General features: G+C 62.2%; 12 protein-coding genes. 4 read left to right on the top strand and 8 right to left on the bottom strand.

The features are described 5' to 3' along the window. Positions 1–3: 3 nt before the first annotated feature. From CAF90_RS00850 to CAF90_RS00845, 3 genes are all read right to left on the bottom strand, one after another. On the bottom strand, positions 4–1,284 hold the full coding sequence (locus CAF90_RS00850; protein WP_085602790.1) for an HAAAP family serine/threonine permease: 1,281 nt from the start codon (positions 1,282–1,284) through the stop codon (positions 4–6). 255 nt (positions 1,285–1,539) lie between these two features. Beyond that, on the bottom strand, positions 1,540–1,710 hold the full coding sequence (locus tag CAF90_RS29485) for a hypothetical protein (protein ID WP_167748742.1): 171 nt from the start codon (positions 1,708–1,710) through the stop codon (positions 1,540–1,542). After that, a complete protein-coding gene (locus CAF90_RS00845; RefSeq protein ID WP_139834496.1) occupies positions 1,707–1,955 on the bottom strand; it encodes a hypothetical protein in 249 nt (82 codons plus the stop codon). The genes CAF90_RS29485 and CAF90_RS00845 overlap by 4 nt, the downstream gene beginning before the upstream one ends. 273 nt (positions 1,956–2,228) lie before the next feature. On the opposite strand from CAF90_RS00845, the gene CAF90_RS00840 reads away from it, so the two are divergent. Both CAF90_RS00840 and CAF90_RS00835 read left to right on the top strand, forming a co-directional pair. Then, positions 2,229–2,612 (top strand): tautomerase family protein, encoded by a 384-nt coding sequence (locus CAF90_RS00840; RefSeq protein ID WP_007958838.1) that lies wholly within the window; start codon positions 2,229–2,231, stop codon positions 2,610–2,612. 172 nt (positions 2,613–2,784) lie between these two features. Then, complete coding sequence (locus CAF90_RS00835) at positions 2,785–3,753, top strand: 2-hydroxyacid dehydrogenase (protein ID WP_007958849.1); 969 nt, start codon at positions 2,785–2,787, stop codon at positions 3,751–3,753. Here CAF90_RS00835 and tssA read toward each other — a convergent pair. The 5 genes from tssA to CAF90_RS00810 are packed head-to-tail and all read right to left on the bottom strand — an operon-like array spanning position 3,750 to position 11,260. Then, positions 3,750–4,838 carry a type VI secretion system protein TssA gene (gene tssA / locus CAF90_RS00830; protein WP_085602788.1) on the bottom strand — a complete coding sequence of 363 codons (1,089 nt, stop codon included), beginning with the start codon at positions 4,836–4,838 and terminating at the stop codon, positions 3,750–3,752. The genes CAF90_RS00835 and tssA overlap by 4 nt on opposite strands. Next, complete coding sequence (locus CAF90_RS00825) at positions 4,835–8,656, bottom strand: type VI secretion protein IcmF/TssM N-terminal domain-containing protein (protein ID WP_085602786.1); 3,822 nt, start codon at positions 8,654–8,656, stop codon at positions 4,835–4,837. The genes tssA and CAF90_RS00825 overlap by 4 nt, the downstream gene beginning before the upstream one ends. Continuing rightward, complete coding sequence (locus tag CAF90_RS00820; protein ID WP_085602784.1) at positions 8,653–9,417, bottom strand: DotU family type IV/VI secretion system protein; 765 nt, start codon at positions 9,415–9,417, stop codon at positions 8,653–8,655. Before CAF90_RS00820 ends, CAF90_RS00825 begins: the two co-directional genes overlap by 4 nt. An 18-nt stretch (positions 9,418–9,435) precedes the next feature. After that, positions 9,436–10,767, bottom strand: a complete 1,332-nt coding sequence (tssK, locus tag CAF90_RS00815) for a type VI secretion system baseplate subunit TssK (protein WP_085602782.1) — start codon at positions 10,765–10,767, stop codon at positions 9,436–9,438. Positions 10,768–10,813: 46 nt separating this feature from the next. Beyond that, positions 10,814–11,260: a type VI secretion protein gene (locus CAF90_RS00810; protein WP_085605091.1), complete on the bottom strand. Its 447-nt coding sequence runs from the start codon at positions 11,258–11,260 to the stop codon at positions 10,814–10,816. A 228-nt stretch (positions 11,261–11,488) separates the two neighbouring features. Here CAF90_RS00810 and tssB point away from each other — a divergent pair, with 228 nt between their 5' ends. Together tssB and tssC are read left to right on the top strand one after the other, a co-directional pair. Further along, entirely contained in the window at positions 11,489–12,031 is a 543-nt protein-coding gene (tssB, locus tag CAF90_RS00805; RefSeq protein WP_007958861.1) for a type VI secretion system contractile sheath small subunit, read from the top strand. Between the two features lie 29 nt (positions 12,032–12,060). Further along, on the top strand, positions 12,061–13,545 hold the full coding sequence (gene tssC, locus CAF90_RS00800) for a type VI secretion system contractile sheath large subunit (protein WP_007958864.1): 1,485 nt from the start codon (positions 12,061–12,063) through the stop codon (positions 13,543–13,545). The last annotated feature ends 64 nt before the right edge of the window (positions 13,546–13,609 follow it).

Below are 13,609 nucleotides of genomic sequence, written 5' to 3'. Positions count from 1 at the left end.
GCCTCAAGCAGTCAGCGAGTAGATCAACGCCGAAATCGCCACCAGACCCACCGCGGTGACAAACACGTTCGACATCTGCCCACGATAACGGGCCATCGCCGGCACTTTACGGATCGCGTACATCGGCATCAGGAACAGGATCGCCGCGATGACCGGGCCACCGATGGTTTCGATCATGCCGAGGATGCTCGGGTTCAGGGTCGCCACGATCCAGCACACCACCAGCATGAACGCCGCCACGATGCGGTCCAGGGCCTTGGCGCCTGGACGCTTGCCGCTCTTGACGATCAAGCCTTTCAGGCCTTCGCTGGCACCGATGTAGTGACCGAGGAACGACTTGGAGATGGCCACGAACGCAATCAGCGGCGCAGCGAACGCGATGGTCGGGTTGCTGAAGTGGTTGGCCAGGTACGACAGGATCGACAGGTTCTGCGCCTTGGCTTCCGCCAGTTGCTCTGGCGACAGGGTCAATACGCAGCTGAACACGAAGAACAGCACCATTACCACCATCAGCAGGTGGGCGCGGGACAGGATCTGCGAGCTACGCTCGTCGGCGTGGACGCCGTAACGACGCTTCTGATCCACCGCAAACGCCGAGATGATCGGCGAGTGGTTGAACGAGAACACCATCACCGGAATCGCCAGCCACAGCGTGTGCAGCAGCGCCGACGGTGCCGGCACTTGCGAAGCGGTGGTCAGGATGCCGCCGTTCCAGTGCGGAACCAGGTACACCGCCAGGAACAGCAGCGCGACGATGAACGGATACACCATCAGGCTCATGGCCTTGACGATCACTTGCTCGCCGCAGCGCACCACGGCCAGCAGGCCGAGGATCAGCACGAACGACAGCAGCGCACGCGGTGGCGGCGTGATGTGCAGTTGGTGTTCGAGGAAACTGGCGACCGTGTTGGTCAGGCCGACGCTGTAGATCAGCAGGATCGGGAAGATCGCGAAGAAGTACAGCAGGGTGATCAGCGCGCCGGCCTTGATGCCGAAATGCTGTTCCACCACGTCGGTGATGTCGGCGCCTTCGCGACCGGAGAGCACGAAGCGGGTCAGACCGCGGTGTGCGTAGAACGTCATCGGGAAGGCCAGCAGCGCGAGGATCACCAGCGGCCAGAAGCCACCCAGACCTGCGTTGATCGGCAAAAACAGGGTGCCGGCGCCGATGGCCGTCCCAAACAGTCCCAACATCCAGGTAGTGTCATGGCGATTCCAGCTCGACAGTTCGGCTGGTGCTGCCGCTTCAAAGCGTTGTTCGACGCTATTGGCCTGATCATTCATCCGGTCGGATCTCCGCATTCCGGTCACTTGCCACTCGGTCAGGACGCGTCGGAAAAAACCGACAGACATGCTCCGGCCGAAACAGGGGCGCGATTCTCCGCGATAAATGAGCAGAAGCAAAGACTTAGCTGAGGAATGGTTGTGCGGAGCAGATCGGAGGCTTGTCGCTTTTGGGAAAAAGACTGTCGGCGTCAGATACGCAATATGTCGTTTTATGGCATGTACCGGCGCCGAATGAGCCATGGGAAAACCCGATCAGATCGATCGGGCCAATATGAAGCCAAGGGACATGCAGAAGATGCCGAAGCCAAATAACCCCAACATCGGAAGCATTTCACCTTTGTGTTTGATGCGCATTCTTTCGACCCACTCATCGTGCTCTCGCTCTGAGCGTTCCATTCTGGCCTTGCGGTCATATGTACTCATGTTGATCTTCCTTTGGGGTTCATGGGCCTGACTGTTTTGAAAGGCGAACACTTAAAATTTGAAAAAAATCCTGCTACTGCAGTGAATGCGGTCAACACCCCACCAAATACCGCGACTGGATACAGGTTCGCCTCCCACCTCAGCTTCTTTTCCTCTGCCAGCAGCTTTCGTCTTTCAGCCACGAGCTTTCGTGACTCATGTTCCAACCTGTCGAGTTCCAGGCTTTCACGATCGTTATGAAGCATTGGCCTTCCTTGGCTGATGGCAATTTCCGTCCGGATTACTGCTTCGTCATGAAGAACGCATCCCGTCCTGCTTTCTATAATTCCGCGCTTCTCACCCCGCCGTATAGCGGATGAATCCGGCAGCACTCGTAGGCAACATCCGTAAATCCCGCAGGACGGTGCGTCCATTTCCTAACGTTTTTAAACAACCTCACCGTCTGGCATTTTTCGGCTATACCCAATGGCGAATTGACTGACATCCCCGTCCAGTCCCCTCGCCTGTGGAGCCATCCCATGCCTCTCGTCCGCGTCGACATCAAGAAAAACCCGGACCCGACGTTCGCCAAACGCATTGGCGAAGTGATCTACGCCGCCCTGCGCAGCGAGATCAACGTGCCGGAACACGACAACTTTCAGGTGCTGGCCGAGCACGACGACCAGCACTTCGTTTATGACCCGCAATACCTGGGGATCCAGCGCAGCGACGGCATCGTGTTCATCCAGCTGACCATCAGCGAAGGCCGCACCGTGGAAATGAAACAACGGCTGTTCCAGACCATTGCGCGCAACCTGAACCAGCAACTGGCCGTGCGCCAGGAAGACGTGTTCATCAATCTGGTGGAAGTGAAAAAAGAGAACTGGTCGTTCGGCAACGGCATCGCCCAGTACGTGACCTGATCCTGTGACCGCCAGCGCCGACATCACCTTCTGACGAAGCACCCGCGCGCTCCCCGCATCAGCTCCTACACTGCCTGATGCGGGGCCATGCCAGCCATTGCCAAACCGCTCTGGAATCAGCACTCTGAACCGACTTTTGCGCCCGAATACCGACGATCACAGGAGCCGAGCAATGCCCGCCACCGTTCTGGTACTGGTTGAAACCATCAATGACTATTTGCCGATCCTCGAACGTCAGGGTTTTCACCTGATTCTCGCGCCGACCCCTGCCGAGCGGGCGCAAGCCATCGCCACTCACGGGGCACGGATCGACGCGGTGCTGACCCGTGGCCCGCTGGGCTTATACGCTGAAGAAATCGCTGCCTTGCCTGCGCTGAAAATCATCTGCGTGATCGGCGCCGGTTACGAGCAGGTAGACCTGCAAGCCGCCAGCGACCGGGGGCTGACCGTGACCAACGGCGCCGGTGTCAACGCTTCATCGGTGGCCGACCACGCCATGGCGATGCTGCTGGCGCTGGTGCGTGACATTCCGCGCTGCGATGCCGCCGTGCGTCGGGGCGAGTGGCCGAAAATCATGCGCCCGTCGCTGGCCGGCAAGCGCCTGGGGATTCTCGGGCTGGGTGCGGTGGGGATGGCAATTGCCAAACGCGCAGGCCTGGGCTTTGACATGGAGATCAGTTACCACAACCGTCAGGTGCGCAGTGACGTGCCTTACGCGTTCTGCTCGACCCCGACCGAACTGGCCCGGGCCTCGGACTTTTTGGTGGTCGCCACGCCCGGCGGCATCGGCAGCCAGCATCTGGTGACCCGCCCGGTGCTCGATGCCCTGGGGCCCAACGGTTTTATCGTCAACATTGCCCGTGCCAGCGTGATCGCCACTGCCGACCTGATCAGCGCACTGGAGCAACGTCGAATCGCCGGGGCGGCGCTGGATGTGTTCGATCACGAGCCGCAAGTGCCCGATGCGCTGAAAGGCCTGAGCAATGTGCTTCTCACCCCGCACGTCGCCGGTCTGTCACCGGAAGCCACCCAAGGCACCGTGGAGCTGGTGGGCAAAAATCTGGTGGCGTTCTTCTCCGGACAACCGGTACTGACGCCGTTGCAGTTGCCGCCGAAACTGAACAATCAGCGCGTGCACTAAAGCACGCCGAGCAAAGTCCACAGGCGCCGGGATTCGGCGTCTGCCGAAATCAGCTCGCCAAGCAGCTCGCTCAATGGTTTGTTGCCCCACTCCACCCCGCGCCGGATCAGATACGGCACCGGACTGTGGGGTTCGGTGCGGGCCAGGTACTCGGCGATCAGCAGCAATTGCCGATAAGCCTCTTCGCGGCTGGCCGGTTCGCGCAGCACTGGCGCGGCTTCGGGCGTGGCCGTGACAGACGCTTCAACCGGTGAGACCGCGACCGGCGCAGGCGGCGGTGCCGACAGTGGTTGTTGTGGGTGCATGGCGATGAACTCCTGAATCAGGTTCAACAACGCTTGAAGGGTGTCCTGCAACGGCCCGAGCCCCGGCCCCTGATCCCCCAGATACGCATCGCACCAGGCATCGAGACGCTGCAGGTGTTGCAAGCTCAGCAGCAGATTGCCTTGATGGCGCAGCCAGAACGCCATGGGCGTGGCACGCACCTGCTCGATGAGTTTCTTGTGCTCGCTGCGCGCCGTTTCGGCCGACGCCTTGGCGCCTTTGGAGTCGTTGGCCTGCACCTGCTGCACCTGAATCCGCCGCCATGTTTCGAGGGTATAACTCTCAAAATCGCTGCTGTTGGCGCCAAACAAAGGCACCCGGGTCAGCAGCACTTCGCTGTAGCGACGCACCAGCCATTCCAGCGGAATCGCCCGCCACGACTGGTCGCCGTCGTCGGCCTGCGGGTGCAACTGTTCGGGATAGCGCTCACACAGACCGGCAATCAGCGCCAGACTGCCCGGCAGTCCATCGAGTGCCTGCAAATGCAGCCAGGCCTCGCCCAGCCAGGCACTGAGCATCAGGTCCTTGCTGCGTTCGAGCAATAACGTGGTGGTCAGCCGCTCGACTTCCGGCCAGTTGGCGCGTTTCAGGGTCGACTGCCAGACACCCGTGGGCAAACTCGCGTCGTCCTCGCGGCGCAGATCGCGCAACTGGTCGTACTCGCGCTCATAGCGCAGATCCGCACCACAGGGCGCATCGTCGCTGATGGGCGCGAGCAACTGATCGATCAGGTCCGGCAACGGGGTCGAGGGCAGGCTCACAAATCCTCCTTCTGCGATTCAAGGGCGGCGGTGGTGCCGGTCACCTGGAACGGTGAACGCGGCGCGCGGGTCGGCAACGGCGGAATCGACAACGGCAGTTTCGAGCCCTGGCTCATCAGCGACACGCGCACGAACATCCGGGTGAATTCGCTGGTGACGCTGTCGTTCTGCGCGGTAACCGGCAGGCGCAGGCTCAGCGGGAAATCGGTGTAATCCATGCTCGGCTGGCGCTGCACCGAGAAGTGCGCGCGCATCAGGCGCAGCAGCGACCACGGCCCGCCATACTCCCAACCGGCCTCCAGATCGCGCACCACCAGGTTCGGCTGCAGCGGGTCGTTGACCGGACGCTCCTTGCCGTTGCGCGCCCAGCGCAAGGTCAGGCGGATCGGCTGACCGGGCATCCAGCGCAGGTTCGGCTGATCGGCAGCGGGATAGCTGATCTGCTGATTGCCGGCCAGCAAGCCCCAGGCAATCACTTGATCGGCGCCCTTCTCTTCTTCGCGATCGGTGCGCCAGCGCACGTCCAGCTCAACGCCCAGAATGCCGCTCTTGTCGCGCACGAACAGCGGCGTCAGCCAGACGCTGGCCTGCTTCACCCGGTTGAGAAAATCTTCCGCCGCCAGCCGCTCCGGGGTCTGGCTCAAGACCAGTCCGGCCTGGGCCACGGGCAAGCGCTTGTCGATGATTTCCAGAAAGTGCTGGACCCGCGCCGGGTCGGCATCCTGGGCCTGCACGCCGTTGGCAAACGGAAAGCGGTCGGCCAGGTACTGATTGAAGTAGCCGGCCAGCTCGTTCCACGCGGCAGCCGCCTGTTGCTGTTGCAGAAACTGGCAGCGTTGCAGGGCCGACTGTTGCAATTCCACCGCCCGCATCGCCAGGGTGCCGCGCCCGCCGGTCAGATTGGCGGTCTGCAACACCTGCACGCAGGAACCGGTGTCCATTTCAATGAAGTCGCGGCTGACCAGTTGCTCGATCTGCGCCGGCGAACTGGCCGGGTTCGAATCCTTGTACTTGAGCAATTCGTCGTTGAGCGCGCTGAACTGGGTCACGCGCTCGTAATCCAGCGCCGACAGGGTGCCCTGCTGGGTCTTCAGCCACTCCAGCGCCGGGGCGCGACGCTCGGTGATGCCGAGCATGGTGTTGAATTGCTGTTTGAGGCTCAGCTTCAGATCCTGCACGTCGCTGGCGCCATAGAGTTGCAGGCCAAGGTTTTTCGAGCCGTCCCACTGGCTGATTTCCGTGCGGCCACCGAACAGCGGCTGCGCGGTGATTTCATCCAGCCCGCCAACGATCTGCGCCATCGCCCGGCGGTTCAGCGCCCCTTGCAGACGTGCCGCCAGATCACTGCGATGCACCTCGACAAAGGCCTTTTGCAGGTTCATCGCCTGCACCGCCTGCACGTTGAACACCGCATAGGGATGAGTCTGGTCATCGTGATCCTTGAGACTCAACCACATCGCTTGCGCGGCGGCGGTTTCGGCCGCTTGCAGCAATGCTTCGCGGTAGGCCGGCGGAATGCGCGGCAACTCTTCGGCGACGTAGCTCTTGTAGCTGGCGAAATAATTCAACGACTCGTTGAGGTCATCGCCATCGACGGTCTGGCCTTGCCGGTTGACGCTGTCCTGACTGGCGCGCAGGGCAATCGAAACGAAGTCGCGCTTGAACAGCGCCTGCACCGCGTTGTTGAGCTTGACCACCTGATCCTGCAACGCCAGTTGCCCGCTGCCCTGCTGCACCAGCAGATTGCCTCGCGAACCCACCTGGGCGATCCATTGATCGCGGAAGCTCTGCTGCAACTTGCCGGCCTGTGCATCGAGCTGCTGTTCGACGGCCGGGCCGAGCAATGAACTCTTGCGCACCTTGTCGAGAAACTCGCGATAACCCGGCACCAACTCCTGGCCCTTGCCGCGACTCCAGGTCGAGTTGGTCAGGGCGATCGCCGCTTGCAGGTCATCGATCAGCGCGCGCAGGTCTTCCAGTTCGGTGAGGCTGTTGCCACTCCCGGCTTCAAGCTGTTCCAGATGCAACTTGAGGTAGCCGGCCTTGCTGACGAAGTTGTCGGCCAGAAAATACTGATCGAGCCAGCGCTCCATCAGCCCGGTGAAATTACTCACGATCAGCGGCCGTTCGACACTCAGATCCAGCGCCTGCAAGTCGCCGCCATCATTGGCCGCGAGCAGTCGGTTGTAGTAGGCGGCGTGGGGCAAGGTGCCGGCGTTGAGGTTCAGCGACAGCGCGCTGTTGCTCAGTTGCGCCAAGTCTTCCAGCGGCACCCGCTGATTGTTCTGCACCTGGGCGAACAACTGGTTCTGTTGTTCCAGACGCAAGGCCCGCTCGACCAGATCCGTGGCCTTCTGATAATTCTGCCACTGCGCCGGGTCTTCACTTTCGACGCTGGTGCGTCGGTCGGTGGCGCGAATCGCCTTGATTTTTGCCAGCTCCGCGACCAGCAGATCGTGCAGCGGTTGCAGCATGTGGCGCTGGGTCGACCTGAACACTTCCTGTTCGAGTCGCCCGTCCAGCGAAGAAAACCACGACGTCGGAAAGGCCAGCGAAACGTAGTGCCAGTGCGGCGCCCTCTCCAGCACCCGCCAGAAGTTCTGCACGTTGCGCCGGGTCGGCTCGACCCGATGCTCGTCGTCGGTGACCGCCACATAATTCTTCTGCGCGCCTTGCAGCAGTCGCGCCAGTTCATGGGCGTCCTTGACCGATGCGTGCCAGACCCAGAGCATCGCCACCGCCCACACCACCCCGACCACTAGCGCCACCCCGGCGGTCACTCGCTGCCAGCGCTGGCGCAAGCGCAACAGGCGCGGCACGCCCTGGGCCAGTCCGCGTTCGCCGACTATTCGCTGGCGCCACAACTGACGCACAAACGCACTTTGCTGCAGGCCGCTGTCATCGGCAGAAAAACCGTCCAGCGCATCGTCGGCCGGCTGATTGGCCGTCAGGTAAACCCCACGAAAACACGGTGCTTCGCCCTGAGCGTTGCCTTGAAACACCGGCTCCAGCACGTTCTGCAAACCACGGCGCAGGGTTTCCAGACGTTCCGGCAAGGCGTACAGATCGGCACTCAGATGCCCGGACAAGGTGCCGATTTCGATCACTGCTTCCGCCACCGCACGGTGCAGCCGATCCAGCGCCTGATCGCTCCATTGCCCCTGCCACACCGCATCGCGGGCGTAGGGCGACGACCAGCCCAAGGTGCGATCGCGAGCCTCGTCCGGCAAGGCGCTGATCAGCTCCTGAAACCCCGGCAGTTCTTCCAGCCCGGTGATGACCACATACACCGGCAGGCTCAGACCAAAGCGCTGCAACAGATCGATGAAACGCCGACGCGCCGCCAGCCCCAGTTGCGTGGCTTGTTCCAGATTGCTCAACCGACTGACCGGCACTGTCCAGATCACCCCGTCCAGCGGACGCTTGCTGCGCAGGCGCAGGATCAGCCCGAGCAGGCGCCACCAGCCGCCGCGTTGCAGGTGCATGCCGTCTTCCGGCAGAAACAGCGCCTGCGGCACCACCAGCACCGCACCTTCGGAATCCGACCACCAGCGACCGAACCAAGCCGGTTTGTCGGTGGGTTGCAAACGCCACTGAGTGGCGAGTTGCGCGCCCTGGGTTTCATCGCCAAGCATCAGCAGCCACGGCATCTGGTACCGGTCGTGGGCGCCCTGCTCCTGTTCCATGTGCCGCACGGCGGCGTAGAAACTGCGAATCGCGGCGCCGCTCTGGGTGCGCAGCCACCACACCGCCACCGCGATGATCACCAGCAGCAGAAGGATGGCGACCACCCAGGCCACGATCGTCAGCGTACTCATGAGTCTTGCTCCGGCGCCGTCAGCGTATCGGGCGCCTGCAACACCGGCTCCAGTTCCTGACGGATGTCGCGCCACAGAAACTGCCCTAACCCGGTCAGCAACAGAATCATCGCCAGTATGCCCAGCGCCAGACGAAAGCCGTCGGGCAACGCCGTGCGCACCGGCAACTGCAAGGGTGTCGCCAGCGAAGGCTGTACCAGTCGCTGACTGACAGCGGCGTAATCGGCCTCGTCCTGCCAGGCAAACGTGAACAGCGCCCGCCGCCATTTTTCCCGTTGCACCTGACCCTGCTCACCGCGCAGGCGTCCGTGGAACCCGAGGATCAGGCACTGCAAATACACGTTGGCCAGATCGCGGGTGGTGGGTTGCTGTTCATCGAGCAAGGTCTGGATCGCCGCCGGCACTTGCTCGCCGGCCTGACGGCTGGAATACAGTCGCGACTCCAGGGGCTTTTCCTGCCAGGCACTCTGGCCCGGCCACGGGCTGAACAGCAGGGTTTCATCGACCAGCGCGACAAACGCGTACACCAGTGCCTTGACCTGTTCGGTCGCCGAATCACCCACCTTGGCAAACGCGGTACGCCACAGCCGTTGCGAAGCCTGGGTCGAGAGTTCGACCACGGTTTCGACCAGCGCCGCTTCGTCCTCGCTGTCCTTGGGCAACTGGCTCCAGTCCTGCGACCACTGTTGCCAGGTGTGGCGGAACGCACTGCTCAGCGGAGCGTCCTGCAACCCGAGGCTTGCGGCACTTCCTTGCGACATACGACGTTCCTTGTGTGATCAGGCACGTTCACTGTTCTGGGCGACAAACAACACCACTTGCCACGGACTGCTGGTCAACTTGGTGGCCGGCGCGGCGATCGTCAGCGGCAGTTGCGCGTCGAACCAGCTGCCTTCGGCGGTCACCACGAACAGCCGGGTGTCGTCGCCGACGCTATAAGCCACCTGCTCGCTGCGGCTCATGGCCTGATGCGTCAGACCGCTCATGCGCTGGCGGCTGAGCAACGCGATGTGCGGCGCCGAGGCGATGATCGCCCCTCGCAGCCATTCGCCGGCCGCCTGCTCGCTGGCCCCGTTGGGCATGCGCAGGCCGATGACCAGACGCTGGCTCGGTTGCTCGTCCGGCAACTGAATGGAAAAACTCTGCTCACCGCGCTCGAACGCGATGCTGCGGTAACCGGCGCGGATCAGTTCCAGGGTGTTTTCCAGCCAGTCGAGCAGCGGTTCGTAACCGCGCTGCAATTCGAGGAAATCCAATGGCGCAAAAGCCGGCACACCCGCCAGCGGATCCAGCGCCGACCACGCACCGGCGAGTCCCAGCAGTTGCACATAAATGCTTTGCGGATGAGCAACACGGCTGATCAGCGCCCCTTCCACTTCCGGCAGCCGCGCCCATAACGCCGTCATCTGCCGGCGGATTTCCAGCGCGTCATCCTGATTGCCGGCCTGCTGCGCCTGACGCAATCGCCCGCCGAGAAACAGGCACTTCTCCCGCGCCCGTGCGCAGAGCCCGGCCACTCGCCGACCCAATGGGGATTCCGGCAGCAGGACCGGTGTCGGCGGCGTGTACGGCAACGGCAGGAAACCACCGCCCTCCTTGCGGATTTTCAGCAGCGGCAGGCAGATTGAATCGGCTTTGTTCAGTTGCGTGCACAGGCGTGGATTGGGACGCCACACCGTGATCGATTCAGGAAATTCGCCGCTGGTGAGGTCCGGTAACGCCTCGCCGACCACCGATTGCAGACGTCCCTTGAGCGGCAGCAACTGACCGGCGCGCCACAGCGGACTGATCGCCAGATAAACCGTCACCGTCGCATCGTCCGTGGCGTCGATCGCGGCAGCGACGTCCAGCTCCAGCGTCGGGTCGACACCGACTTGCAGATTGACCGGCAGACCGTCCGGCATCGTCCCTTGCAACGACAGCACCCGCACCACCCCGGCGCTCATCGCCGACGGGTCGAACTCCATGTGGCTGACGCCAAAAAACCACGGATTGCACGCCTGAGCCAGATGCGCGCCGAGCGCCTCGGCCCGCAGGCCCTGTAACTGAAAATGCTGTGGCAGCAATTGCATGCCTTCATGCCAGCAGACCGCGTCAGGTAGCAGACTCATACGACTCCCTTCGACTGCACCGCGAACCGGCGGCGGACGGTGTGTTTCAGTTTTCCTTGCTGACCAGGCTCATCTCGCGACTGTCGAACTTGAGCCATGCGTCGCTCTGATCGTCCAGCCGCAGGCGGTGCGCTCCGGGAGTGTTATAGCTGGCGAAGACCAAAAGTCCAGCCGCCCGCTTGCCCCCCAAAGGGAACGGCTGGCGGTCGATGAATTGCCCCGGCACCAGCTCCAGCCCCCACACGCTCATCAGCTGACGATAGTCGCGCTGATACTGCTCGCGCTCGGCAAACCACTGACGGGCACTGATGCCCGACAGTTGCTTGAGCAGATCCGGATCGTTGACCGCGATGAAATCCACGGCGATCGGGGTGTCGTCATTGGCCTTGGGAGCGACGTCGAGGGTCAGGCTGTCGAGATCGACTTTCGGCCCGAAAAACGAACAGCCGGCGAGCAGCGCAAACCCGATCATTAGAAAAAGTCGTGCAGACAAAATGAATTTTCCTTTTCGCCAGTCAGTCCAAAAAAGTTTTTCGCTTGCATTTTTATAGACCTGTTCTAGCGTCTTGGGTAGTTCGGTTCCTACAGCCGAATGAGGAAGGTTTGTCAAAGGAACGACAGGTCATCTGCCACCCTTTCTAACCTGTGGTCCAGCAAGGGAAAGCGATGAACGGGCCTCCCCGATGCATTGCGCCCGCTCATCGCATCGGAGTCCGCCGACATGGCAGAAAGTACCCAGCACAAGCTCGACCGGGTTCGCCCGCCCCGAGTGCAAATCACCTATGACGTCGAAATCGGCAACGCCATCGAGAAAAAGGAATTGCCGCTGGTGGTCGGCATCCTCGCCGACCTCTCGGGCAAGCCGCTCGAACCCTTGGCAAAACTGACCGAGCGCCGTTTCACCGAAATCGACCGTGACAACTTCAACGACGTCCTCGCCTCCATCGCTCCCCGCGCCACGCTGCAAGTCAACAACACCCTCAGCGGCGACGACAGCAAGCTCAACATCGAACTCAACTTCAAGCACATCGACGACTTCGACCCGGTCAAGGTGGTGGAGCAAGTCACGCCGCTGCGGCGCCTGTTCGAAGCCCGACAGCGCCTGCGCGACCTGCTGACCAAACTCGACGGCAATGACGATCTGGACAAGCTGCTGCGCGACGTCATCGCCAACACCGAAGGCTTGCAAGAGATCAAGTCGGCCCGCCCGGACACCGCTGTCCCGGCCGCTGATGCCGAAGCTCCGGCCGAACCGCAAGCCTGATCGTCCACCTGACCGAGGAAGAATTCGCCATGCCCGCCGCCGCCCAGAATCAAGCCAGCGAAAATGCTGCCGCCGAGACTTTATCCCTGCTCGATCGAATCATCGCCGAGGGTCGCATGGCCCATGACGACAGTCAGCAGGATTACGCCCGCGACATGCTCGCGGAATTCGCCACCCAGGTGCTCGACGAAGGCATGGCCATCGACAAGGACACCGTGGCGATGATCAACGACCGCATCAGCCAGATCGACGAGCTGATCAGCGCCCAGCTCAACGAAGTGCTGCACCACCCGGACCTGCAAAAACTCGAAGCGTCCTGGCGTGGCCTGCACATGCTGGTGCAGAACACCGAAACCAGCACCCGGCTGAAACTGCGCCTGCTCAACGTGACGCAGAAAGAGCTGCAGAACGATCTGGAAAAAGCCGTCGAGTTCGACCAGAGCGCCCTGTTCAAGAAGATCTACGAAGAGGAATACGGCACCTTCGGTGGCCATCCGTTCAGCCTGCTGGTGGGTGACTACACCTTCGGCCGCCACCCGCAGGACATCGGCCTGCTGGAGAAACTGTCGAACGTCGCCGCCGCTGCCCACGCACCGTTCATTGCCGCCGCCAGCCCGCGCCTGTTCGACATGAACAGCTTCACCGAACTGGCGGTGCCGCGTGATCTGTCGAAAGTGTTCGAGAGCCAGGAGCTGATCAAGTGGCGCTCGTTCCGCGAAAGCGAAGACTCGCGTTACGTCTCCCTGGTGCTGCCGCACTTCCTGCTGCGTCTGCCTTACGGCCCGGACACGTCGCCGGTGGAAGGCATCAACTACGTCGAAGACACCAACGGCACCGATCACAGCAAATACCTGTGGGGCAACGCCGCGTGGGCGCTGTCGCAACGCATCACCGAGGCCTTTGCCAAATACGGCTGGTGCGCGGCGATCCGTGGCGCTGAAGGGGGCGGCGCGGTGGAAGGCCTGCCGGCGCACACCTTCCGCACCAGCTCCGGTGATCTGTCGCTGAAATGCCCGACCGAAGTGGCGATCACCGACCGCCGCGAGAAGGAGCTCAACGACCTCGGTTTCATCGCCCTGTGCCACAAGAAGAACAGCGACGTCGCGGTGTTCTTCGGCGGCCAGACCACCAACAAATCCAAGGTCTACAACACCAACGAGGCCAACGCCAACGCACGGATCTCGGCGATGCTGCCGTACGTGCTCGCAGCCTCGCGTTTCGCCCATTACCTGAAGGTGATCATGCGCGACAAGGTCGGCAGTTTCATGACCCGCGACAACGTGCAGACCTACCTCAACAACTGGATCGCCGACTACGTGCTGATCAACGACAACGCACCGCAGGAAATCAAGGCGCAGTACCCGTTGCGTGAAGCGCGGGTAGACGTCACCGAAGTCGCCGGCAAGCCCGGTGCCTATCGCGCGACGGTGTTCCTGCGGCCGCACTTCCAGCTCGAAGAGCTGACCGCGTCGATCCGCCTGGTCGCCACGCTGCCGCCACCGGTAGCCGCCTGACCTGCCTGCGCCCGCCGGATTTCCTGCGGGCGCTTCCCTGTTTGCCTGGCACGACACCTTTCAG

The sequence above is a fragment of the Pseudomonas sp. B37(2017) genome, from assembly GCF_002112885.1.
Taxonomy (GTDB): domain Bacteria; phylum Pseudomonadota; class Gammaproteobacteria; order Pseudomonadales; family Pseudomonadaceae; genus Aquipseudomonas; species Aquipseudomonas paraglycinae.
Note: the sequence above shows the minus strand (reverse complement) of the source record. Positions and strands in the feature narration are given on the sequence as shown.